The organism is Deinococcus aetherius (assembly GCF_025997855.1).
Taxonomy (GTDB): domain Bacteria; phylum Deinococcota; class Deinococci; order Deinococcales; family Deinococcaceae; genus Deinococcus; species Deinococcus aetherius.
In genome coordinates this window covers 2,163,926-2,185,493 of record NZ_AP026560.1, presented here as the reverse complement: position 1 = coordinate 2,185,493, position 21,568 = coordinate 2,163,926, and the positions used below count along the sequence as shown (strand labels likewise).

The following is a 21,568-nucleotide window of genomic DNA, read 5'->3' as shown; positions in this document are numbered from 1 at the left end:
GCGGGAAGGGTTGCGGTTGCGCCTGGGGGTAGAGGACTCCCCGGCCCGCCCCCGCTAGACTCCTCCCATGAGCGAAGCTGTGCCGGTCGCGCGGGCGGAGGCGCCACCCCTCCTGTGGTGGCTGATTCTGGCCGTGACGCTGGTGGTGGCGGGACTGGCAGCCCGGTCGCCCGGAGGCGCCGTGTGGCCGCTCGGCGCGCTGGCTGTTCTCCTGGCCGCCGTCTTCTGGCTCGCGCCGCGCCGCTTGTCGTACTCGCTGGAGGAGTACGCACTCGTGGTCACCCGCCTCACGGGCCGCACCGTCCTGCCCTACACCGAGATCACCGCCCGGCGTTCGGCAGGACGGCTGGGGGTGCGGCTCTTCGGCACGGGGATGCCGGGTTATCTCACGGGCCTCTTCTCCTTCGGGCCGGATACCGTGTCGCGGGTCCAGGCGGCGGCGAGCCGGGCCCGGGGCGGCGTGATCGTGGAGCGCGGGGGCACGGCCTTCTTCCTGACTCCTGCCGACCCGGAAGCCTTTTTGCATTCGCTCGCGGCGCGGGGCGTGCGGGTGGGCCGATGACGGGCGGAGGAACGCCCCTCATCCTCCTGCCCGACCTGGGCGACCTCTTCCGGCTCCACCCGGCGTTCAACGCGGGCACGGCGGTGGAACTCCTGCGCTTCCTCGGCGTGTCCGAGGTGGGCTGGGCGAGCGGCGCCGACCCCGACCACCCCCTGCGTGACGCTCTGCCCGCCGCGCGGCTGCGCATCCGGGAGACCTTTCGGGACGACGGGGCCGCGCAGGCGGAGGCCGACCACGAGCAGTTCGTCTCCTTCCTGGCCCAGTACCCGCAGGGCCGGGAGCGGCTGCGGGCGGCGTCGAGGGCGGAGCGCGAGTTCGCGGCGGTGCTCACGGCCCCCCTCACCCCGGGGCGGGCCCTGGGCGCCGAGGTGCTGGAGGCGGCCCGCGCCTACCACGCCGCCGTCCGCGCCGCCCTCGACGAGGGACCGGGGACCCGCTGGCGGGAGCGTCGGCTGGGCGCTCTCGCCGACGCGCTGGTGGGGGAGAGCGGCGTCGTCCTCGTCCCGCTCGACGACCTGCCGGGTCTGCTGGACCGCCTGCCGGGGGCACGCCTCCCCAGCTTGGGCGACTTCACCCCCGGCGAGACGAGCCGCCTGCGCGCCCTCGCTGACCGGGCGTGGCAACTGCGCGAGGACGACGACCTCGGCGCGCTCCTCGATGCCCTGGGCCGCGAGACGGGCGACGCGGTGACTCCGAAGGCGGAGCTGGACGCCGCCGCCGCGAGCATCCACCTCGCCGTGGGGGACCTGCCCGCCGCCCGCGCCCTGCTCGAACGCGCCGCGCACGCCCTCACGGACGAGATGCCGCGCAGCCTGCCGGGGCTGGTCCTCGCCCGGCTGGGGCAGGTGCGCGACGCGCAGGGGGACCGGGACCTCGCCCGGCGCACCTACCAGGCCGTCCTCGCGCTGGGCTACGCGCCCGCCGTCGCCCGGGACACGGCCGAGGCGGGGCTGCACGAGGCGTTCCGGCTGGAGGGCGCAGGCTGAGCGCGGCTCACCTCACCCGCTCCAGCGGCCACGCCCGAACTTCCAGGTGCTCGGCGTGCAGGAGGTGCGGCTCGCCGAGTAGGCTCACCCCCAGCCCGTCCGTGAGGGTGTTCTCCCCGACCACGGCCACGGCGCGGCGGAGCGGCCAGGCGACGTGGGCGACCCGTCCCCGGAACACCCGGCCCCGCCCGTCCGCGCTGTAGAGCACGAGCCGGTCGGTGAGCCAGGCGTCCAGGCTTTGCGGCGCCGGGTTCAGCGCCGGGCCGACCGGGCGGTACGCGGCGGCAAAGCGGGCCGGGCGCTCCCCCCGGTGGGTGCGCAGACTCGCGTAACGGGTGACGCCCTCCCGCCGGTCCACCCACATCCGCGCGTCGAAATAGGGCAGGTGGAAGAGGCGGCGGGCGAGGCGCACGGCGAGCGGCTGGGCGGCGTCCAGGCTGTAGAACCACACGCCGGGCACCCCGTCCACCGTCACGTAGGTCCGCAGGTTGAGTTCCGGGAAGGCGCTTACCCCCGGCACGTCGGGGAGGAGGCGGGGGGAGACGCCCGTCATCCGGAAGGGCACGGCGCCCAGCCACGCCCGGCCCGCCCGCGTGTCCACCTCGACCCCGGCGGGCAGCGTCCGGGCGATGAGGTCGGGGTCCAGCGGCCAGTGCAGGAAGCACAGGTCCCGCCACGTCATCCTCAGGATCCAGGGGGCACGGATCGGGGGAAGGGGCGGGCGCATGGGGAGAGCATACGGCCCGGGGCGCAAAGGGGGCGCCCCGGCCTGGGGAGGTCCGGGGCGCGCAGGAGTGGTCGGCTCTCGAAGGTCAGCGCTTGCGGCGGCGCAGGCGGTCCATCGCGGCCTCCAGGCTCAGGCGCATGCGCTCCAGGGCCTGCGAGAGGTCGCCGATCTCGTCGTTGCGCTCGGGCTGCACCGGGCGGGTGAGGTCGCCCATGCTGATCGCGTCGGCGACCTTCACGAGGCGCTCGATGGGCTGGACGATCCGGCGGGCGCCGCGCACGGCGAGCGAGGCGGCCAGACCCAGGGCGAGCAGCGACACGGCGAGCACGAGCAAGAGCGTGTTGCGCAGGTTCGCGGCGGCCTGCGTGTTACCGACGCCCACGGCGATGCGGTAGAGCAGGTTGGGGGAGGACTCGGCGGCCCCGACCGTCGTGCGGTTCCCCTCCTGCGTCTCCACCACACCCAGACGGCTGACCACGTAGCTCGTCCGCGAGGACTTCTGGTTTTCCCCCGCGTCGGCGAGGCGGCGTAACTTCTGGGCCTGGGCCGAGTTCCCCGCGCCGACCTCGGTGAGCTGGGCAAGCTGCTCGCGGTAGGCGTCGGCGGGGCTGCCGCTCGCCACGAAGGTGCCCGTTTCGGGGTTCTCCCCCAGGAAGCGGGCGACCCGGCCCTGCAGCACGCCGTCGAGTTCCGGGGTCGCGCTGCGGAAGTAGGTGGTGCCGTCGGGCAGCTCCACCCGCACGAAGCCCACGGCCGAGCGGCGCAGCAGGGCGTCGAGTTGGGCGTTCACGGTCTCCTGGTCCCGCGTGTCGAGGCTGGTGCCGACCGCCACCGCCACCGCCTGCGCGTTTTGCTCCACGAGTTGCCGTTGCAGCCCCGGCAGGATCGCGGTGAGCAGCCCCAGCGTGACGGCGGTGGACAGGGCCAGCGGCGCGAGCGCCCCGAAGGTGAGCTGCCGCGCGAGACTGCGCCGGGGCCCCAGGTGCACCTTCGGCTCCTCCGAGACCGCCGTCAGGTACGTCTCGGCCGCCGCGTCCGGCGTTTCCTGGGGCTTCGGGGCCGAATCGGCCACCGTCAGGGCGCCCGTGAAGTCGGACCAGATGTCGTGGCTCGCCGGGGGCGCGCTCGCCTGCACCTCCCCGGCGGGCTCGGGGGCCGCCGTCGGTACCGGGGCGACGACGCCCAGCTCCCCGAGGAGGGACGGCGGCGCGAACGGGTCGGGTGCGAAGGGGTCCGCCGCGACCCGGGCGGGGGCGGCGAGGTCGGCCCAGCTCTCCTCGGGCGGGGGCGCGAGCACGCCCAGGGCGGAGGCGGCGGGCTCCGGCGCGAGGGCCACGCTCCCCTCGGGTTCGGGCGCGGAACGCCGGGGGACGGCAGGGGTGGCGGCGAGCCCCTGGAAGGGCCCCGACAGGACCGTCGTCTCCTCGCGGACCTCCTCCAAGATGGCGGGAACGCCCGCCTCCTGGAAGACGCGCAGCAGCAGTTCGGCGCGGGCGCGTCCGGTGGGTTTCATCAGGCGGCCCGCGCGCCGGGCGGCCAGCCGGGCCGCCTGCTCGGGCGAGAGCTGGAAGCGCGTCACGAGCTGCTCTTCGAGCCCGGCCCGCACCTCCTCGGGGACCGGTTGACGGATCACGACCGTGTACTTCATGGGTTGCCTTTCCTGCCCGTCTCGCCGCGCGACACGCGCTGAGAGACGCGGTCACGAGGAGCACCGGGCGCGGGCCCTTCGGGCCGCCCGCAGAGATGGATTGTTTGCCGCCGCGCGTCTTCCGCGCCCCGGGCGGGGGAAAGTGGGGGCCGGGGCGTCACGCGATCCCCCGTTCGCGCAGTCCGCGCACGAACGCCTGCACCTGCGCCTCGTTGAGTTGCGCGGCGACCGCCGACAGCAGGGTGCCCAGGGTCGCCCCCTCCCCCAGGTCGTCGAGCGTGTCCTCGACGAGGAAGGTGCCCATCGGCCCCAGGACCGCCGTCAGGCAGGCCGTCACCACCCGGGCCGAGGCTTCGGTGACGGGCTGCCCCCGCTGCGACGCCCGCCCCGCCCAGCGCGCCGCCTGCGCGACCGCCTCCGCCACCTCGGGCGCGGTGACCCGCGCGAGCCGGGCGACCTCGATTGCCGGGCGCCCCCCGTTCACGTGATGCAGCACCCGCCACACGGCGAAGGGCAGCGGTGTCTCGTCGCGCAACCCGGGCGGCCAGACGGGCACCCCGGCGCCCGTGTCCAGGGTCACAGGGCCCCCAGTCCGGCGACCGTCCACGCGGATCGCCCCCGCACCTCGGCGAGCGGCAGGTCGGCCAGGCGCACGCCCAGCCGCGCGAGCGTGGCCTGGAAGGCGGCCAGGAGAGCGGGCCGCCACTCCTCGGCGGGAACGTCGGGCTCGACGTGCAGCCGCCCGCCTTGCACGGTGACCTCCCGCGCGAAGGGGTCGAGGCAGGGGTGCTCGGCGGAGAGCCGCACGCACACCGCCCGCCACGCCTCGTCGAGGGGCGCGCTGCGGTGGGTGAGGGCGAGCACCTCGGCCCAGAGGGCCGCCACGCTCGCCTCGTCGGCGCCGGGCGGAGTCAGGAGGTGGCACGCGGAGCCGCTCGGGGGCAGGCTGCCGCCCACGGGCTGCCCCCCCTTCCAGAGACTGCACGCCGAGGCGCCCAGCAGCAGGCCGGAAAAGCCGGAGCGTTCCAGCGTGCCCCGCGCCTCCGGCCAGGTGCCCGCGAGCGGTTCGGGCGTCGTCTCGCGGCAGGACCAGAAGAGGTCGGCGGCGGCGGGGTCGAGTTCCGCCAGGGTCACCCGCGCGCGGGGCAGGGCCACCGTCATGACGGTCCAGGCAGTGTCGCCCGCCGCCGTGTAGCCGCCGCGCAGGGTGCCTGCCACCCACACGAAGCGGGCCCACCCGTCCCCCTGCCGCGCCTCGAACACGCCGCTGAGGCCCCCCGCCTGGCGCGCGGCGAGGTCCACGGTCACCTCCGTCCAGGGATAGTGGTCGGTGCGAAGCCGCGTGTACACGGCGCGGTCGAGCGGTAGGGCGGGCGGGGCCGGGGCTGGGTGCATGTCGGGGTCCGTGGGGAGAGGGAGGAAGAGGCGGCGGGCCGTGGTCTGTCACCGAAACTTCACGGCCCGGAGGAGCTTGCGCCCCCATCAGACCTCGCCCGCTCTTACCGCCCGCTTACAGCCACGAAAAACCCGCCACGGCGCGGGGCCGGGCGGGCAAGGCGAGCTTTCGGGAACTCAGCCGAGTTCGGTGAGCAGCGCCTGGACGCGGGCGCGGAGGTCGCCGCGCGCCTGGGGAGCGCCGAGCTGGTGCAGTCCGCCGTGGTACGCGTCGGGGTCGCCGAAGAGGCGCGAGAGCAGCTCGAACTCGCGCTGGCTGCGTAAGCTCGCGTCGTCGCGAAATAGGGTCACGTACTGGTCCTGGAAGGCCCACTCGCTGAGCCCCCCGTCCAGGAAGGCGCGCATCAGGCGGCGGTAGGGCTCGACGTTGTCCTCGGTGGCGATGGCCCCTTCACCGCTGCGCCGGGGCACCTGCGCCTCGAACACGGGCGTGAGGGCCTGGGAGGTGATGTCCCAGTTGTTGACCTCGAACTGCGGCTCGCCTTCACGGAACAGGATGAACTGCGGGCTGTGGTGAATGATCCCGGTGCGTTCGGCGACGTGGTTGCTCGCCGGGCGCCAGTCCACCACCCGGATGAAGCCCACGGGCAGATCGTGCCGCTTCAGGAAGGTCTCCAGTACCCCGAAGCCCTGCATCGTCTTGTGGCAGGTCCCCGCCTTGAAGACCGCCGCCAGCGGGTACTCCTTCAGGAAGGTGTCCACCTCCTCGGGCGTCGTCAGGGGCACCAGCACCTGCTGCTGTTCGGGTTGCTGCGTGGCTTGTGTCATGTCCCCAGGATACCTCCCGCTTTGAAAAACGAAGTGAGGCGGAACACATGAGGGGAGTAGACTGTCCCATGCCCGGGGCCAGCGAATTCGTCAGCTTCTTCCTTGGAGGGGTCACCGTCAGCGGGTTCGTGAGCCACGAGGAGTTAGCCCGGATCGAGTCGGGTGCCGTCGTGGACGTGACCCTCTGCGGGGTCATCGCCGTCCACGCCGACGTGGGCGAGGCCGTCCCCCTCGGCGACGTGCCGTGTACCTTCATCGGGGGTGAGCCTTCGCCCTTCGTTCCGGCACGGAAGGAGTAGCCGCTCAGTCCAGCGCCCATACCTGCGCCTTGAGGTGGGTGGCGCCGGGGTAGTCCTCGCCGGGGTGGAGGCGGGTGTCCAGATGTGCCCGCCGCCCCCCCTGCGTGAGCCCCGATGCTACCAGGCGCTCGAAGGAGGGGCCCGACAGGCTCGCGGAGTTGGTCATGGCGAGGAGGCGACCGCCCTGCGCCGTCACGTCCGCCGCGAGGCCCGCCAACTCCGGGTAGTCGCGCTCGGCCCGCCACACGCCCGACTTCCCCCGCGCGAAGCTGGGTGGGTCGAGGATCACGAGGTCGAAGGTGTCGCCGCGCCGCCTCAGCCGTCCCAGCCACTCGAACACGTCCCCGTAGAGGAAGTCGGTGCCCTGGGCCGGGAGGCGGCTCAGCGCGTAGTTCTCCTGCCCCCAGGCCAGCACCTTGCGCGAGAGGTCCACGTTCTTCACGACCCCGGCCCCCCCCAGCGCGGCATTCAGCCCGAAGCCGCAGGTGTACGCGAAGGTGTTGAGCACCCGGCCCCCTGGCGGCGCGTGCTCCCGCACCCAGGCGCGGGCGGGCCGGGCGTCGGTGAAGAGCCCGATGCTGAGGTCGGCCCCGGGGCGGATCAGCAAGGGCACGCCGTTCTCCAGCGCCACGATCTCGGCCCGCGCCTCCCCCCAGATCGGCTCGGGTGGGGACAGCCACTCGCGCGTCACGTTCGCCGCGTGCCGGGCCTCCACCGGGCGCCGCTTGAGATAGATGCCCGCCAGCCCGGCCGCCTCGCCGCACGCCGCCGCCAGCCGCGTTTCCTCCTCCGGTGAGAGGTCGGCGTAGAGGCTCAGGACCCCCGCGTCCCCCGCCACGTCGAGAGTGAAGAGGCCGTCCGTCTCGGTGGTGTGCGCCGCCCGGTAAACGGTGGTTCCCTCGCCGGGCAGTCCCGCGCGGCGGGCGAGGAGGGTGGGGAGATGGGGGAGGGGCACGGGGGGAGTGTAGGAGGGTCGGTGGCCAATGGGTAGGGGTCGGTGGGAAGGGAAAGCGGGGGCACAAGCTCTCGCCCTCGTTCACCCCCTCCCGGCCTCTCGCGGTGCGAGCTGTCCCAGTCCCCCCTCAAGGGGGAGGAGAACACCAAAAGAACGGGTGTGCGGTCTCTCCCCCTACGGCCTCCCCCCCAGCATCCACCACACCGCCGTCGTGCAGAGCGCCGTGATCACCCAGAAGCGCAGGGTGACGCGGGTCTCGGGCCAGCCGCTCAGCTCGAAGTGGTGCTGGATGGGGCTCATCTTGAAGATGCGTTTTCCCCGCAGCCGGAAGGACACGACCTGTAAGACCACGCTCAGGACGGCGGCCACCGGAATGATCGCCGCGAGGGGCAGCAGCCACACGTCCGCGTACAGGACGTAGGCACCCGCCGCGACGGCGCCGATGGCGTGCGAGCCCATGTCCCCCATGAAGACCCGCGCCGGGTGGGCGTTGAACCACAGGAAGCCCAGCAGCACGGCGGCGAGCAGGGCGCTGACCGGGGAGAGGGCGAGGAGGGGCAACAGCACGATCATGGCGACGCCCGCCAGCAGCCCGTCCACCCCGTCGGTGAAGTTGAAGGCGTTCACCGAGCCCACCATCACCAGGGTCAGCAGGACGATGTCGGGCACCTGCCCCAGGCTCGGCAGCAATTCGTGCGAGGCGAGTGGCGCGGCGAAATACGCGAAGGCCAGGCCGACCAGGAATTGCAGCGGGAACTTCTCGCGGGCGAGCAACTCCTTCTTGCCGCTCCCCCGCATCCGCGAGCGAATCTTGAGCAGGTCGTCGATGCCCCCGATCACCCCCATCGCCAGCGCGGTGAGCATCAGGAGGAGTTCGCGCTCACCCCCCGCCCGGCCCGTGAGGTAGAAGGGAAAGAAGACGAGCGCGAGCGCCAGCACGAAGGCCACCCCGCCCGCCGTGGGGGTGCCCTCCTTTTTCAGGTGGGTCTGCGGGCCCTCCTGCCGGATGGGCTGCCCCCAGCCCCGCGCCCGGCTCAGACGGATGAAGAGCCCCACCAGGAACCAGGAGAGCAGGGCGGCGACGACCGTCACGCGCGACCTCGAAGGGGAGTCGGGACTGTGAACAAGAACAGCATCTCAAACGGGGAGCGTAGCACGTCCGTCCGGGACAGGAGGAGTCCGGCAGGCGGCCCGTGCGCGGTCGGCCAGCACGCCGAACGCCTCCCGCAGTTCGGGCGGCTCGTGAACGACCACGCCGCACCCCAGCCGCAGCAGCATGGCGGCGAAGGACTCCAGGTGCTCGCGCGTGCAGCGCAGCCGCGTTCCGCCGTACGCGGGATCGGGGTCGAGGGCCACCCGCCCCGGGGCGAAATGGAGGGCCGCCTCCTCGGGGGGAAGGTCCAGCCAGACCTCGATCTCGTACGGGGCGCGGGCGAAGGGCAGGGTGGCGCGTAGGTAGGCCCGGGCATCGAATTCGGGCGGGCGGGTGAAGGTCCGCTCCCCCTCCACGGGCTCCGAGATGCGGTCGAGCCGGAAGGAGCGCAGGGCGTCCCGCAAGAGGCAGCGGCCCACCGCGTACCAGCGCCCGTCGAGGTGAACCACGCCGTACACCTCCACCTCCCGCCGGGTCTGCACCCCCTCGTGCGAGCGGTACGCGAAGGTCACGGCCCGCTGTGCCTGGACGGCGCCCAGCAGGCACGACAGGACGGCGGCGTCGGTGGGCACCGTCCAGGGGAAGGCGTCGAGCTGCACGGCGTCCTCCAGCGCCCCCACGCGCTCCCGCAGCGGGCGGGGCAGGGTCCGGCTGAGCTTCGCGCTCGCGCCCGCCACCGCCGGGGCCAGCGCCGTCAGCCCCAGGTGCTGCAGGGCGTGCAGGCCCAGCGCCAGGGCCAGCGCCTCCTCCCCGCTGAACATCAGGGGCGGGAGGCGGAAGCCGGGTTTCAACCGGTACGCCCCGCCGACTCCCCGCGTGGACTCCACCGGAATCCCCAAATCCTGCAAGCGCGCGATGTACCGCTGCACCGTGCGCGGGCTGACCTCCAGCCGCCGGGCCAGCTCCGCCCCCGTCACCCGCTCGTGGGCCTGGAGCAGTTCGAGCACGGTGAGCACCCGCATCGAGGGGTCGTACATGGGGCCAGTCTGACATGACAAGGCGACGGGTCCTGACGGGAATAGGAGACCTAATCCGGCAGGGGTTTGTGGACCATCCAGACGTTCGGCTCGACGTACCGGCCCTCGTCGCGGTCGAGGTCGATGGTGACGGGGCACAGGGCACCCGGTACGACGTATTCCCCGGGGTCGGGAAAGGGCATCCCCGCCCAGCCCTCCCACTCGCGCACCGTTCCCGTCACGGTCATGGAATCTTCGGCCACGCGCCGGAAGCGTCCGCCGACCCGCTCGTGGGTGCGCAGCCAGGGGTCGAACGGGAGGCCGTCCGCGCGCCGCCAGGAGGCGTAACGGCCCATGGGGGTCAGGGGGTACTCGGCCTTCCGGGTGGGACGAACGGGCGCGATCAGGGCCCCGAGCCGGTGCTTCCCCGCCAGCGCCCGCATCGCCCCGAGAATCTGGGAGCTGAGCCCCTGCCCCTGGTGCCGCCGCGAGACCATCGCCCCCAGGGCGCAGAGGGTGTTGGGCGCCCGACCCGCCAGATGATCCCGCACGCCCCGTTCCAGGGCACCGTCCCAGCCCCCGGGCAGCCCCTGCGCCGTGCCGTCCCAGAAGAGCGGCACCGTCTTCCCGGCGGCCACCACCTCCCCGCCCGCGCAGAGGTAGAGGCTGTAGGCGGCGAAGGTGGAGGAGGTGTGGTGATCATGTCGCTCCGCCACGGCGCCGTGCAGCACGAACTCCGGCCACAGCCCCGCCATGAGTTCGGGGAGAGAGCGGGCCAGCTCGGGCCGCTCGGCATGGGTGTGAAGGTCTAGGCGTGTCACCCGCCCATTCTCGGCGTCAGCGTGGGCGAACCCCCAAAGGCGACGGGTCCTGACGGGAATCGGGGTTACGCTGAGGGCAGAAAGCAGCCTCTCCGGTTGGCTTTCGATGGAGGACTTATGACGCAGACCGGCGCCACCCTGACCCCCTCGCTGATGACGCCCGAGTTCCTCCTCGCCGACTGGCAGGGTCACCGCCGCCTGACCCGCCGGGTGATCGAGGCCTTCCCGGACGATCAACTCTTCACCTTCACGGCGGCCCCTCCCATGCGCTCTTTTGGCGAACTGGCCTGGGAGATCTACGGGGTGGCGGCGTACACGCTGGACGGCCTCGTCACGGACGACTGGCGCGAGCCCGACTGGTCGGCCAGGCCCCCGCAGGAGAAGGTGGCCCTGCTCGCCGCGTGGGACGAGCTGACGGCGAGGTTGGACGCCCAGCTCCCCACCGTCCCGCCCGCCCGCTACGGCGAGGACAAGGCCCTGTTCTGGGGAACGATGTCCGCCCTCGTCACGACGCTCTACGCCATCGACAACGAGATTCACCACCGGGGGCAGGGGTACGTCTACCTGCGCGCCCTCGGCATCGAGCCGCCGCCCTTCTACGAGCGCTGAGGGGTGCGGAGGCCAGGGGATTCGGGACCGGCGCAGGACGGTCGGCGAACCTGGGCAGCCCACCCCTCCCGCGCTCCCCCGGGAGGGGAGCGGAGGTCAACGGGACACCGCCGGACGGAGGAGAGGGAGACCCGCAAGGCAAAAGGCGGAAGGCCGGGGCGTGACTTCCCCGGCCTCCCCGTTTCGCCGTTCGGGCTCAGCCCAGCCGTGCGATCACCGCGTCGGTGAATTCCCTGGTGTTCGCCGTGCCGCCGAGGTCTCGGGTGCGGGGGCCCTCGGTGAGGACGGTGTTCACGGCGTTGTCGATTCGCTGCGCCACCTCGTGCGCGCCTAGGTGATCGAGCATCAGGACGGCGGCGAGGATGGTGGCGGTGGGGTTGCTGATGCCCTGCCCGGCGATGTCGGGGGCGCTGCCGTGGACGCTCTCGAAGATGCCGAACTGGTCGCCGATGTTGCCGCTCGCCGCGATGCCTAGGCCGCCCACCAGCCCGGCGGCGAGGTCGGAGAGGATGTCGCCGAACATGTTGGTCATGACCATCACGTCGAACTGGGTGGGGTTGCGCACAAGCTGCATCGCCGCGTTGTCCACGATCATCGTGTTCGTGTTCAGGCCCTCGACGGTCTTCGTGTGGTCGAGGATCGTGTTCAGGAACAGCCCCTGCGTGACGGGCAGCACGTTGGCCTTGTGGACCACCGTCAGCTTCTGGCGCCGCCTCATGGCGAGGTCGGCGGCGAAACGCCCGATGCGCTCCGAGGCGTCCTTCGTAATCACCGTGTCGGCGATGGCGGTGTCGCCGTAGCGGCGCTCCTGCTCGACGTAGAGGCCCTGGGTGTTCTCGCGCACGATCACGAGGTCCACGTTCTCGTAGGCGCCGGGCACCGGACGGGTCTTGGTGGGGCGCACGTTGGCGTAGAGGCTGTACTTCTGGCGCAGGTGGCGGATCGCGCCGGAAAAGCCCCTCGGTTTCTCCCCGCTGGGGCTGGTCGCCGCGCCGAAGAGGGTGGCGTGGGTGTTCTCGACGGCGTGGTAGGTGGCCTCGGGGACGCTGGTGCCGTGGTCGAGGAAGTATTCGTAGCCGGCCTCGGCGGTCACGTACTCGGCGCCTAAGCCAGCCGCCTCCAGCACGCGCCGGGCGGCGGGAATGACCTCGTGGCCGATGCCGTCACCCTCGATGAGGCAGATGCGGTAGTTCGCCATAGGAAGCAGTGTAGACGAGCCTCGCCGCGCCGTTCACACCCGCGCGGCGCGCACCACGTCACCCGAGACGTGACGCGCGAGCAGGGGGCCGAGCAGGAAGCCCTTGCTCCCCAGCCCGGAGAGGCGCCACACCCCGTCCGGCGTTCTCCCCGCCACGAGCCCGGAGAGCCGGGTGCCGCTCCACCGCCCCGTCACCCGCGCGCCGCCTGTGTCGGTCAGCGCCTCCGCCTTCCCGAGCAGCCAGCCCAGCGAGCGCAGGGGGAGGGTGGGAGCCTGCCAGGTCGAAGCGGGTGCCTCGAAGGTCGCCCCGAGCACGCCACCGACCCCCGCCGGAGCGAGGTATGCCCCGAAGCTCACGGGCACCCGCGTCACAGGGCGGTCGAGGGTGAGCAACGTCCCGGCCCGGTGGGTGGCCGCCTCCCCCGCCCAGCCAGCCCCGACGCTGCCGCCGCACCAGACGACGGCATCACCGCGTAGAGCCCGCCCGTCCTCCAGCGTGACGGAGCGCGCGTCCCAGCGGAGGGCCCGCCCCCGCACAACTTCAGCCCCCGACACCGCCAGGAGCCCGGACGTGAAGGCCGCCCCGTCGAGCCAGCCCCCCTCCGGCAGCCACAGGGCGTGCTCCCACCCCGGGGCGAGGGGAACGGGCGCCTCCCCCGGGGCGAGCCAGGTGTGGGGCAACTCCGGGGGAAGGTGACGCTCGAATTTCTGGCGGGCCCTCCCATCCGGCACGGGGCGCAGCACGCCCGCCCGCCCGTGGGGAATGGGGTGTCCGGCCTCCGCCAGCGTCTCCACGAGCGCCCAGGTCAGCCGCAGCCCCTCCACCGCGCGCTCGTCCACGGCGCCCGACTGGCCGCGCACCGGGTTGAGCAGGGCGGACGGCACCTCACTCGCCGCGTGCCGCCCCGCGTCCACGACAGTCACCCATGTGCCGAGCCGGGCTGCGAAATACGCCACGGCCGCCCCCGCCACTCCTCCCCCGACGATGAGGACGTGAGGCGCGTTCACGGCCCCGTCCTCCGCGTGGCCCGGACGCACTCCCGTTTGCCGGGGGGGCCGGGCCGCTTCTCGACCGGCAGGCCCGCCGCCCCCAGCGCCCGGCGCACATGCCCGGCGGCGCTGTAGGTGGCGAGCGTTCCGCCGGGCGCGAGGGACCGGGCCAGCCGCGCCAGGAAGGCCGGAGTCCACACCTCCGGGTTGCGGGTGGGCGAGAAGCCGTCGAGGTAGAGGGCGGTCGCCCAGTTCTCCGGAAGGGGGGCAGCCAGCACGTCCGCGACCTGCACCGTGAGGGAGACGGCCTCCGTCCGCACCGTCAACAGCGACTGACGCCCCCAGCCGCCCAGGAGCGCGGGCCAGGCGGGGTGGTCGCTCCCCTCGCCCCCCGCCGCGACCTCGCGCAGCACGTCCACGGGGGCGGGATCGAACTCGAAGGCGAGGTAGTCCAGGGGCACGCCCCGCCGCGCCGCCTCCACCAGCGTCGCCCGGAAGTTCACCCCCAGCCCGAAGCCGACCTCCAGCACCCGGGGGGCCGGGTGGAGGTGCGTCCCCGTTCCCTCGACGAAGACGTGCCGGGCCTGCGCCGCCGCCCCGTGCCGCGAGCCGTAGCCTTCCCCGAAGCGCACACTCAGGGCGGTGCGCGAGCCGTCGGGGGTCAGGATGATCTCGCCTGCGGGGCTGGGGGGGCCGTCCATAGCCGGGACAGGATACGGGCCGCGTTCTCGTGCGTTTCGGAAAGCAGGCACAGACAAGCAGACACGGGCGAGGGGCCGGAGGGGTGCTGGCCTCCCTCCGGCCCCTTGTGGGGGTGGATTACTGTCCCGGATCGAGGGGGTCCGGCATCAGGCGGTCGCGCACCAGGCCCTGCGGGTCCTCGACCTCCAGCTCCTCGCGGCGCAGGGTGAGGCGCTCGACCTGCTGGTAGGTCTCGCGCTGCTTGGCGATCCGCACGTCGCTGTAGGGGTAGGTCTGCTTGTCGATCACGGCGCGTTCCTCGTAGAGCGGCACCTCGTAGGTGCGGCCGACCTCCAGCACCTCGCCGTTCATGGTGACGCGCCCGCCCGAGCCCTCGGTCACAGTGATCTCCAGGTGTTCGCGCCCCAGCGTGATGGGCACGACCTCCTCCCGCTGGGTCAGCACCCGGCGAATGGTGATGGCGCCCAACGTCTCGGGCACCACGTCGACCACCGCGCGTTCCTCGTACAGCCGCAGCGTCCCCTCGACCTTGCGCAGGTCGCGGACCTGCTCGGTGGTCACGGTCCGCTCCGTTGTCTGTGCCTGTGCGGTTTGAGCCTGCGTGGCCTGGACCTCCAGGCTCTGGGTCAGTGCGGGCTGCGCCCCGGTGGTCTGCCCCGTGGTCTGAGACGTGTACGTGGTGGTTTGTGTCACCTCGTCCGCCTGTCGCCCCTCCCGGTTCTGATCGTCCATAGTCCTCCCCGTCCTCCCGTCTCCCCTATGAATTGGCGTCCGCATCGAAAAAAGGCGGGGTTGCCCCCGCCCGCGCCTGAGGCGCCCTCAGCTCCTGCGGTTGCGGTCGGTGTCGGTCGTGGTGGTCGAGGTCGTCGTGGTGCCGCTGTTCATCTCCACGTCGCCCGTCTTGTTAACCTCCAGCACCTCGCGGCCCACGGTCTCGGTGACCTGCTGGGTCTCGGTGACGGTGCGCTTGCCGATCTCGACTTCCTCGGTCACGTACGCCTGCTTGGCCACCTGGGCGCGCTCGGCCTCCAGGTCCACCCGCAGCGTCTCGTTCCCGGCCCCGAGAGTAACGTTCCCCTCGACCGGACGGCCGTCGGTGACGGCGTGACGCTCGATCACGACCTCCTCGCGCTGGAGGGGCACGCTCAGCGTCTCCTGGTGGGTCTCGACCCGCTTGCCGATCTCCACGCTGCCCGCCTGGAAGCGCTCCTTGTTCACCATCAGGCGCTCTTCGAGGAGTTGCAGGCGGTCGGGCGTGCGGAAGGCCTGCTCGCGGTAGGTCGCCTGGTCCATCTGAGTGGTCGTGCTCGTGGTCCCCGTGGTGCTGGCACCGCGCAGCACGCGCTCGTTACTCTCGAAGGACTGGTCGGTGTAGGTCTCGCCCTGGCGGTACTCGCTCATGTCGCGCACCTGATCTTTGGTCAGGTTGTCGAAGTACACGCCGTCGTCGGCGAAGCGGGCGTGGCCCACGGGCACGACGACCTCCTTGGAGGAGAACCAGCCGCCCACGTCCAGGATCAGGTAGCGGATGCGGCCCGTGCCGGGGTCCACCAGCGCGTCGCGGACGGTGCCGATCTTGTCGCCGCCCTGGCCGTAGGCCGCATTTCCGCTGGGGTTGTACACGCCCTCACCGGAGAGGCCGTAGCTCTGGTCACTGGACAGGTCGGACAGACGGATCAGGTTGCCTTGCGTCATGTTGAAGCCTCCACTCTGGGTGTGCGGTACGAAGTCCGGACTTTTCCGGGACCAATGCAGTCTGCAACCCCCCCTTCCGCTCTTGCTGAGTTCGAACCCAACCCATTCCTGACCGCTGTTTAGGAGGAACTTCACTCGGTAGGTGAGGTTACAAATCGTGCCTACCTTCAACCTCATCCGGTCGTGAGCCCTATGGGACCCGAGCTTTCCCGAGCCTGGGGATAGAAGCGGGGCGGCGGGTGTATGCTCGCCTCACTTCAAACCTCCGCCTGCCCCGGTGGCCGTTCGTCCGTCTTTTTTCGTTTCTGGGAAAGGATTGGGTGGTGCTGTGCCTGTTCGGATCGTGAGTCTTGCCGCGCACAGCGGCGCGGGTAAAACGACGCTCTCCGAGGCCCTGCTGATGAGGAGCGGGGCCCTGCCGCGCATGGGCCGCATTGAGGACGGCACCACCCAGAGTGACCACACCGAGGCCGAGAAGGGGCACGGCTTCTCCATCACCACGGGCGTGCTGCGGCTCCCCCACCGGGGCACCGACATCACCCTGCTCGACACGCCCGGCTACGCCGACTTCGTGCGCGAGATTCGCGGCGGCATCCGCGCGGCGGACTCGGCCCTGATCCTGGTGAGCGCGGTGAGCGGCGTCGAGGTCGGCACCGAGCGGGTGTGGGCCACCGCCGACCGCTTCGCCACGCCGAGAGTCGTCGTGATCTCGCAGATGGACCGCGAGCGGGCGAACTTCCACGCCGTCCTCGCCGACATCCGCGCGAGCCTGCGGGGCCCCGTCGCGGCCGCCTTCCTCCCCGTGGGCGAGGGGCCGCACTTTCGCGGCGTGGTGGACGTGCTGACGGCGAACGAGGACGACCTTCCCGGCGAGATGCGGGCGGCGCTGCGCGAGGCGAGAGAGGCGCTCGTGGACGCCGTCGTCGAGACCGACGACGACCTGATGAACCGCTACCTGGAGGGCGAGGAACTCGGCGCGGACGAGCTGCGCGGGGCCTACCTGCGGGCTGTTCACGCGGGCACCCTCTACCCGGTCCTCCCCGTGAGCGCCGTCACGGGCGTGGGGGTCCCCGAACTCCTCGACCTGCTGGTGGACGGGCTGCGGAGTGCCTTCGAGCGCGGGCCGTTGACAGGTGTGGACGGGCAGACGCGCGAGCCGACCCCAGACGCCCCCACGAGTGCGCGCGTGTGGCGGGTCAGCGTGGACCCCTTCGTGGGCAAGCTCGCATACATCCGGGTCTGGAGCGGCACCATCCGCCCCGGCGACACGTTGCGCAACACGACGCGCGGGGTGGACGTGAAACCCGCCCACCTCTACGTCGTGAGCGGCAAGGACCTCACCGAGGTACCCGAACTCTCGGCGGGCATGATCGGCGTGCTCACCAAGCTGCCCGACCTGCACACCGGGGACACCCTCGCGGACCCTGCCAACCCCATCGAGTACGACCCCCTGGTCCTCCCCGACCCCGCGCACACGGTCGCCCTCTTCCCACGGACGCGCCAGGACGAGGACCGCCTCAGCGCCGCCGTCGCCCGGCTGCTCGACGAGGACCCCACGCTGACCTTCACGCGCGAGCCCCAGACCGGCGAACTCCTGCTCTCGGGGATGGGGGACATGCACGCGAGCATCGCGGTGGAGAAGCTCACCGGGCTCGGCGTGAACGTGGACGTGCGGGCGCCGCAGATTCCGTACCGCGAGACGATCCGCGCGGCCTCCCAGGCCCAGGGCAAGCACAAGAAGCAGTCGGGCGGGCACGGCCAGTACGGGGACTGCCACATCCAGCTGGAGCCGGGCGAGGGTTTCGCCTTCCGCAGCGCGGTGGTGGGGGGTGCCATCCCCGGCAAGTACCTCCCCAGCATCGAGAAGGGCGTGGGCGACGCGATGGGCAGGGGACCTCTGGCGGGCTACCCCATGCAGGACGTGCACGTCACCGTCACCCACGGCAGCTACCACGACGTCGATTCCAGCGACCTCGCCTTTCGCACCGCCGGGTCGCTCGCCTTCCGGGGCGCGGTGGAGGGCGCCAGACCCACCCTGCTCGAACCCGTGATGCTCCTGCGGGTCCGCGCCCCCGCCGGGTTTACGGGCGACCTGATCGGCGACCTCCAGACCCGCCGCGCCCGCGTGCAGGGCATGGAGCCGGAGGGGACCGTCATCACCGTGACGGCGGTGGTGCCGCAGTCGGAGTTGCAGACCTACAGCGCGGACCTGCGCTCGCTGACCGGGGACCGGGGGGCCTTCAGCGTCAAATTCCACGGCTACCAGGACCTCCCCGACCACCTGGCGAAGAAGGTGATCGAGGCGCGCAAGGCGGCGGCGGGGTAGGGAAGACGTCAGGGCGAGGGGGACGGTCGACTCTCGGCGACGACGCGGTCGTTCCGAAAGGTGAGGGTCCAGTCCCCTCGGCCAGGGGGACCCATCCACGACCACTCGTCGGCGCGCAGCAGCGTGTCCACATCGGTGAGCGGGCTCTCCGGGGCGCCCCTCAGCCACAGAACCTGGTGGTGGGTCAGGCCCAGGAACGAGTGCGGTTGCTCGTCCTCGGGCGGCAGCCTCGCGAAGCGGCGCAGCACCTCTTTCACGTCGTCCGGCGGAGGGGTCAGGCTGAGTTCACGGCTCAGGTGCGCCTCGTTCGCGTAGAGTTCGGTGAACTCCCGGCAAGTGGCGCTCCGGGCCAGCCTGAACCAGTCCTCGCTCGTTCCGGTCGTGCTGCCGGAGGAGACCTGAAAGCTCTCCGGCAGCCGCACGCGCACCAGGATGGGTGTGTCTACCTCCTGCGGAAGGATGGTGCCGCCCCGCAGTGGAACGGCGGTCCGCTGCCGCACCCGGCTGAGGCCCACCACGCGAACCGGGGTCAGGGGCGAACCCGTGTAATCCACGGTGCTGCTCCCTGTCAGACAGGTGAGGGGGCCGCCCCCATACACCCAGACCTCCCGGCCCTCGTACCGCTCGCGCAGCGCCCGGGTCGTCTCGTCCTCCACGGGAGGCGCGGTGGATTGGGAAGAGGAGGTCCTGGCTGGTGGAGCCACGGCTTGAGGTGTGCTTTCCGTCGTCGAACTGTTCGGGGTTCGGCAGGAGAAGAGCAGGATCAAGCCGAGCAGGGCCAGGCGGCCACCCCGCCGCTCCCCGTCGGGGCATCGCAAGAGGGACACACCCCACCTTACGCCTCGTGCTTGACCTACGGATGCCCGTGGAGCTTTTCCTTCCCCGGCACTCGCATTCCTGCCCTGGAACGTCCCCCACAGCGGGGACCACGACCTCGGCCAGCTCTTCGCCTGGATGAATAAGGTCGTGGCGGAGTAGGTCCAGGCGGGCTCTCCTCGTCATGTGAGGGGACCGGCCCCCATCCTTCGCCGGGTGACCCTTGCGGCCTTTCACCCCGCTCCCGGCGGGTAGCATTCTCCCCATGACCGCCACCCTTCCCCAGACCCCCCGGCCCCGCGTGATCGCCGACCTGCGCTCCGACACCGTCACCACTCCCACTCCCGAGATGCGTGAGGCGATGGCGCAGGCTCCCGTCGGCGACGACGTGTACGGCGAGGACCCGACCGTCAACCAGCTTCAGGCCGAGGTCGCCCGCCTGACCGGCTTCGAGGCGGGGCTCTTCATGCCCAGCGGCACGATGACCAATCAGGTCGCCATCGCCCTGCACACCCGCCGGGGCGAGGAGGTGATCTGCGCCGAGGGCTCGCACATCTACGAGTGGGAACTCGGCATGATGGCGACCTTCTCCGGGGTGGTGCCCCGCTTCGTGCCCGCGCCCCTGGGGGTGCCCGACCCGGGGGACGTTCGCCTCGCTGTGCGGCACTCGGTCCACCAGTCCCCGACCGGGATGATCAGCCTGGAGAACACCCACAACAAGGCGGGCGGCACCGTGATCCCGCTGGAAACCCTCGCCGCCATCCGCGCGGTCGCCGACGAGGAGAGCCTGCCCCTGCACCTCGACGGGGCGCGGGTCTTCAACGCCGCCGCCGCTCTCGGCGTGCCCGTGTCCGGGATCACCCGCCACTTCGACACGGTGAGCGTGTGCCTCTCGAAGGGGCTGGGGGCGCCCGTAGGCAGCGTCCTTCTGGGCAGCGCCGCGCAGATGCGGCAGGCCCACCGCTACCGCAAGATGATGGGGGGCGGAATGCGGCAGTCCGGGGTGCTCGCCGCCGCCGCGCTGGTCGCCCTGCGGGACGGCCCGGCCCGCCTCGCCGAGGACCACCGCCGCACCCGTGTCCTCGCCGAGGCGCTGGTGAACGCCGGGTACAACGTCGACCTCGCCGCCGTGCAGACGAACATCATCTACGTTCGGCTGCACGGCGCCGCCGCCCACGCCGCCCGGTGGGCCGAGGCGGGGGTGCTTGCCAGCGCCCTTGGCCCCGACTCGGTGCGCTTCGTGCTGCACCATCAGGTGAACGACGAGGCGCTGGAGGAGGCGATCCGGGTGCTGACGGCGTGAGGGGGAAGCCGTCAGCCGTCAGCGATCAGCGATCAGCAGGACGAGGGCGGGGGCGGTCAGGGACGACCGGCGACAGGACGCTGTGCTTGCAACAGGGTTCCTCCCTCTTGCTGACGGCTGAGAACTGAGAGCTGAAGGCCCGAGACCGCCCCATCCCACCCTCACGGCCCTTTCGTCCACCCTCCATCCACCTTCCGAATGAGGTTCCTTGCCTCCGCCCCGCGCTAGGCTGACCCCCATGACGGCCCCGGACGTGCCCACCTTCCCCAGCCCCGACCCGGTTCCCGTCGCGCCCGTGCGGGGCGTCCGCGCCGTGGACGGCAACCGCGCGGCGCTGACGCTCCTGATCACCCAGAACGTCGTCTCCGCCCTGCTGATCGCCGCTCATCTTCCTCTCGGGACGGCGCTCCTGGGGGCCTTCGTGGCGACGGTGTTGCTCGGACTGGTGGCTTTCCGGCCCGCCCTGACGGCCCTTACGCGTGACTCGCGCTGGCGCACGCCGCCCTCGTGGGGGCTGGCCGTCGCCGTCTTCGTGGTGGCGTTCCTGGCCTCGCGGGCCTTCGCGCTCGTGTTCGTGGCGCTGTGGCCGCAGGGGGCCGACGCCATCCCGCAGTTCCTGAGCAAGGGGGCGGACCTGTGGGCGCTGCTCCTCGCGGCGGGCCTGCTCGTGCCCTTCGCGGAGGAGGTGGCCTTCCGGGGCCTGATGATGCGGGGGCACGAGCGCGCGGCGGGTTTCACCGTCGCGGCCCTCACCAGCTCCTTCGCCTTCGCGGTGGCGCACGGGGTCCCGGCGAGCGTGGCGGGCATCCTGCCCCTTGCCTACGCGCTGGCCCGGCTGACCCAGCACACGGGCAGCCTGTGGAACGCGGTGATCGTCCACGCGCTGAACAACACCCTGGCGGTCGCGGCGGGGGCGCTGCTGGCGGGACGTGACCTCGGGGACACGGGGCGGGCCTCGGAGATGCTCAGGAACCCGGGGGTCGCCGTGCCTCTGGCCGTCGGCGCGGGGCTGTTCGGCGTGGCGGTGCTCGTCGTGCTGCATCTGTGGCTCACGCCGAAGCCCGACGCCCAGGCCCGCTCCGCGCCCGGTCCCTGGCTCAGCGCCGCGTACGTGGCCGTCGTGCTGTTCGGGGTGGTCGCGGCGGCGGTCACCCTGCCCGCCGTGCAGCACGCGATCACCGACGTGCGCGGCGTGATGCGGTAGCGCCCCACCCATGCTCGCCCGCCTGCGCGCCTTCGCCCGGGGCCTCAAGGCCGAACTCCTCGCTCTGAGTCTCGCCGCCCGCGATTCCCGCACGCCCTGGCTTGCCAGGGTGCTCGCCCTCCTGGTGCTCGCCTACGCCCTGAGCCCCATCGACCTGATCCCCGACCCCATCCCGGTCCTCGGGCAGCTCGATGACCTCCTGATCGTGCCCGCCGGGTTGTGGCTGGTCCTGCGGCTGATTCCCCCGGACGTGCTCGCCGACGCCCGGGCCCGGGCCGCCGCGAATCCCGCCCGGCTGGGCCGCAGCGCGTGGGGACTCGGGTTGATGCTCGCCCTGTACGCCCTCGCCGTGTGGCTGGTGTGGCGGTGGTGGGCCGGGCATTAGGGGGAGGCGG

23 protein-coding genes are annotated in these 21,568 nt (G+C 72.2%); 8 read left to right on the top strand and 15 right to left on the bottom strand.

What is annotated here, in order from left to right; genetic code table 11:
- The first annotated feature begins 67 nt into the window (after positions 1-67).
- Together DAETH_RS11020 and DAETH_RS11015 are read left to right on the top strand one after the other, a co-directional pair.
- Positions 68-562, top strand: coding sequence for a PH domain-containing protein (locus tag DAETH_RS11020; protein ID WP_264774942.1), 495 nt, complete (start codon positions 68-70; stop codon positions 560-562).
- Positions 559-1,548: a hypothetical protein gene (locus DAETH_RS11015; protein ID WP_264774941.1), complete on the top strand. Its 990-nt coding sequence runs from the start codon at positions 559-561 to the stop codon at positions 1,546-1,548. The genes DAETH_RS11020 and DAETH_RS11015 overlap by 4 nt, the downstream gene beginning before the upstream one ends.
- A gap of 7 nt (positions 1,549-1,555) precedes the next feature.
- On the opposite strand, the gene DAETH_RS11010 is transcribed toward DAETH_RS11015, so the two are convergent.
- From DAETH_RS11010 to DAETH_RS10990, 5 genes are all read right to left on the bottom strand, one after another.
- Positions 1,556-2,275, bottom strand: coding sequence for a YqjF family protein (locus DAETH_RS11010; RefSeq protein WP_264774940.1), 720 nt, complete (start codon positions 2,273-2,275; stop codon positions 1,556-1,558).
- 85 nt (positions 2,276-2,360) lie between these two features.
- On the bottom strand, positions 2,361-3,923 hold the full coding sequence (locus DAETH_RS11005; protein WP_264774939.1) for a HAMP domain-containing protein: 1,563 nt from the start codon (positions 3,921-3,923) through the stop codon (positions 2,361-2,363).
- A gap of 157 nt (positions 3,924-4,080) precedes the next feature.
- Positions 4,081-4,503: a hypothetical protein gene (locus DAETH_RS11000; protein WP_264774938.1), complete on the bottom strand. Its 423-nt coding sequence runs from the start codon at positions 4,501-4,503 to the stop codon at positions 4,081-4,083.
- Positions 4,500-5,318 carry a hypothetical protein gene (locus DAETH_RS10995; protein WP_264774937.1) on the bottom strand — a complete coding sequence of 273 codons (819 nt, stop codon included), beginning with the start codon at positions 5,316-5,318 and terminating at the stop codon, positions 4,500-4,502. Before DAETH_RS10995 ends, DAETH_RS11000 begins: the two co-directional genes overlap by 4 nt.
- A 177-nt stretch (positions 5,319-5,495) precedes the next feature.
- Complete coding sequence (locus DAETH_RS10990; protein ID WP_264774936.1) at positions 5,496-6,146, bottom strand: monothiol bacilliredoxin BrxC family protein; 651 nt, start codon at positions 6,144-6,146, stop codon at positions 5,496-5,498.
- Between the two features lie 68 nt (positions 6,147-6,214).
- Between DAETH_RS10990 and DAETH_RS10985 the strand changes: the two genes are divergently transcribed.
- Positions 6,215-6,445 carry a hypothetical protein gene (locus DAETH_RS10985; protein ID WP_264774935.1) on the top strand — a complete coding sequence of 77 codons (231 nt, stop codon included), beginning with the start codon at positions 6,215-6,217 and terminating at the stop codon, positions 6,443-6,445.
- Positions 6,446-6,449: 4 nt separating this feature from the next.
- Here the strand turns inward: DAETH_RS10985 and DAETH_RS10980 are convergent, their stop codons facing one another.
- From DAETH_RS10980 to DAETH_RS10965, 4 genes are all read right to left on the bottom strand, one after another.
- Positions 6,450-7,400 carry a class I SAM-dependent rRNA methyltransferase gene (locus DAETH_RS10980; protein WP_264774934.1) on the bottom strand — a complete coding sequence of 317 codons (951 nt, stop codon included), beginning with the start codon at positions 7,398-7,400 and terminating at the stop codon, positions 6,450-6,452.
- 174 nt (positions 7,401-7,574) lie between these two features.
- Entirely contained in the window at positions 7,575-8,492 is a 918-nt protein-coding gene (locus DAETH_RS10975; RefSeq protein WP_264774933.1) for a phospho-N-acetylmuramoyl-pentapeptide-transferase, read from the bottom strand.
- Positions 8,493-8,537: 45 nt separating this feature from the next.
- Positions 8,538-9,530, bottom strand: coding sequence for a helix-turn-helix transcriptional regulator (locus DAETH_RS10970; RefSeq protein WP_264774932.1), 993 nt, complete (start codon positions 9,528-9,530; stop codon positions 8,538-8,540).
- A 50-nt stretch (positions 9,531-9,580) separates the two neighbouring features.
- Entirely contained in the window at positions 9,581-10,330 is a 750-nt protein-coding gene (locus tag DAETH_RS10965; RefSeq protein ID WP_264774931.1) for a hypothetical protein, read from the bottom strand.
- 117 nt (positions 10,331-10,447) lie between these two features.
- Between DAETH_RS10965 and DAETH_RS10960 the strand changes: the two genes are divergently transcribed.
- Positions 10,448-10,939, top strand: coding sequence for a DinB family protein (locus tag DAETH_RS10960; RefSeq protein ID WP_264774930.1), 492 nt, complete (start codon positions 10,448-10,450; stop codon positions 10,937-10,939).
- 196 nt (positions 10,940-11,135) lie between these two features.
- Here the strand turns inward: DAETH_RS10960 and DAETH_RS10955 are convergent, their stop codons facing one another.
- From DAETH_RS10955 to DAETH_RS10935, 5 genes are all read right to left on the bottom strand, one after another.
- Entirely contained in the window at positions 11,136-12,137 is a 1,002-nt protein-coding gene (locus DAETH_RS10955; protein ID WP_264774929.1) for an isocitrate/isopropylmalate dehydrogenase family protein, read from the bottom strand.
- Positions 12,138-12,170: 33 nt separating this feature from the next.
- Positions 12,171-13,145, bottom strand: coding sequence for an FAD-dependent oxidoreductase (locus tag DAETH_RS10950; protein WP_264774928.1), 975 nt, complete (start codon positions 13,143-13,145; stop codon positions 12,171-12,173).
- On the bottom strand, positions 13,142-13,828 hold the full coding sequence (gene mnmD / locus DAETH_RS10945) for a tRNA (5-methylaminomethyl-2-thiouridine)(34)-methyltransferase MnmD (protein WP_264774927.1): 687 nt from the start codon (positions 13,826-13,828) through the stop codon (positions 13,142-13,144). Before mnmD ends, DAETH_RS10950 begins: the two co-directional genes overlap by 4 nt.
- 118 nt (positions 13,829-13,946) lie before the next feature.
- Complete coding sequence (locus tag DAETH_RS10940) at positions 13,947-14,561, bottom strand: YsnF/AvaK domain-containing protein (RefSeq protein ID WP_264774926.1); 615 nt, start codon at positions 14,559-14,561, stop codon at positions 13,947-13,949.
- Between the two features lie 87 nt (positions 14,562-14,648).
- Complete coding sequence (locus DAETH_RS10935) at positions 14,649-15,524, bottom strand: PRC and DUF2382 domain-containing protein (protein ID WP_264774925.1); 876 nt, start codon at positions 15,522-15,524, stop codon at positions 14,649-14,651.
- A 328-nt stretch (positions 15,525-15,852) separates the two neighbouring features.
- On the opposite strand from DAETH_RS10935, the gene DAETH_RS10930 reads away from it, so the two are divergent.
- Positions 15,853-17,850, top strand: a complete 1,998-nt coding sequence (locus DAETH_RS10930) for an elongation factor G (protein WP_264774924.1) — start codon at positions 15,853-15,855, stop codon at positions 17,848-17,850.
- Positions 17,851-17,858: 8 nt separating this feature from the next.
- Here the strand turns inward: DAETH_RS10930 and DAETH_RS10925 are convergent, their stop codons facing one another.
- Entirely contained in the window at positions 17,859-18,677 is an 819-nt protein-coding gene (locus DAETH_RS10925; protein ID WP_264774923.1) for a hypothetical protein, read from the bottom strand.
- Positions 18,678-18,931: 254 nt separating this feature from the next.
- Here DAETH_RS10925 and DAETH_RS10920 point away from each other — a divergent pair, with 254 nt between their 5' ends.
- The 3 genes from DAETH_RS10920 (at position 18,932) to DAETH_RS10910 (ending at position 21,558) form a co-directional block, all read left to right on the top strand.
- Entirely contained in the window at positions 18,932-19,969 is a 1,038-nt protein-coding gene (locus DAETH_RS10920) for a threonine aldolase family protein (RefSeq protein ID WP_264774922.1), read from the top strand.
- 238 nt (positions 19,970-20,207) lie between these two features.
- Complete coding sequence (locus tag DAETH_RS10915) at positions 20,208-21,173, top strand: CPBP family intramembrane glutamic endopeptidase (RefSeq protein ID WP_264774921.1); 966 nt, start codon at positions 20,208-20,210, stop codon at positions 21,171-21,173.
- 10 nt (positions 21,174-21,183) lie between these two features.
- The gene (locus DAETH_RS10910) at positions 21,184-21,558 is read left to right on the top strand and encodes a YkvA family protein (RefSeq protein WP_264774920.1); all 375 of its coding nucleotides are present in this window, start codon (positions 21,184-21,186) and stop codon (positions 21,556-21,558) included.
- The last annotated feature ends 10 nt before the right edge of the window (positions 21,559-21,568 follow it).